General features: G+C 63.0%; 1 pseudogene. It reads right to left on the minus strand.

The features are described from left to right. Window positions 1–660 (minus strand): annotated as a pseudogene (locus tag MTR65_RS20105) (IS5 family transposase); the annotation flags it as partial. Between the last annotated feature and the right edge of the window lie 38 nt (window positions 661–698).

Raw genomic sequence — 698 nt, forward strand, 5'->3', positions numbered from 1 at the left:
CGAACATGCGCTCGACGCGATTGCGATCTCGATAGCGTCGATAGTTCGGATGCTCTGGTGCCTTGCGGTTCGAACGCGGCGGGATGACCGGCAAAATGTTGCTCAGGAGCAGGTTCTCGCGGAAGCGGTCGCCATCATAGCCTCTGTCAGCAAGCAAGGCGGCGGGCTTTGGCACCGGCATGGCCATGAGGCTATCGACACCGCCGTAATCGGACGCCTCGCCGCCCGTCAGGTGGAAGCCGAGAGGGAGGCCTTGATTGTCGCAGCGGGCGTGGACCTTGCACGTAAAGCCGCCGCGTGATCGACCAAAAGCCTGCGCACAAGCCCCCCTTTTCCGCCCACGGCCGAGACATGGCCGCGAACCGTGGTGCTGTCGATCATGTGCTGCCAGTCGTCGGTCAGGCCCAGATCGACCAGGGTCTGCAGCATGGCATCCCAGACGCCTTGTTCGGCCCAGCGCCGGAACCGGACGTAGACCGAGTTCCACTTCCCGTAGCGCTCATGCATATCGCGCCAGGGGCAGCCAACTCGCAGGACGTGAAGCATTCCATTGAGATAGAGCCGGTTATCTCCGGCCGGGCGCGCATGCCTGCCTCGCTCGGGCGGAAGCAGCGGCCCGATCAATTCCCATTCTGCGTCGCTCAGGTCGCCGCGATCCATGCTTGCCCTTCCAAAAGGCAGGCTTGAATCAGAACTTC

It is taken from the genome of Novosphingobium mangrovi, from assembly GCF_022818885.1.
In the GTDB taxonomy this organism is placed as follows: Bacteria; Pseudomonadota; Alphaproteobacteria; order Sphingomonadales; family Sphingomonadaceae; genus Novosphingobium; species Novosphingobium mangrovi.